The sequence below is a fragment of the Pseudoalteromonas sp. S3431 genome, from assembly GCF_000690035.1.
Lineage (GTDB): Bacteria > Pseudomonadota > Gammaproteobacteria > Enterobacterales > Alteromonadaceae > Pseudoalteromonas > Pseudoalteromonas fuliginea.
In genome coordinates this window covers 1-215 of record NZ_JJNY01000112.1, presented here as the reverse complement: position 1 = coordinate 215, position 215 = coordinate 1, and the positions used below count along the sequence as shown (strand labels likewise).

The window sequence follows — 215 nt, the reverse complement described above, 5'->3', positions numbered from 1 at the left end:
ACTATTCTTGGTTGGTTGCTTTTTAACCTTGAATCCATCTGTTCGCTGTGATCTAATAGATATTATTCACCCACGGTAAACTGTTATGGCTAACTACAAGCCTGACTTATCTTGTCAAAATAAATTCATTCCTATCAATTTCGCTGAGCAAATTCTGCCTGGCACTTTTGAGTATGCCCTTTGTTATATTGTCGAAAATAAACTCGATTTATCGG

General features: G+C 36.3%; 1 pseudogene. It reads left to right on the top strand.

The features are described 5' to 3' along the window. Positions 1–85: 85 nt before the first annotated feature. Positions 86–215: pseudogene (locus tag DO88_RS19290) on the top strand (transposase); the annotation flags it as partial.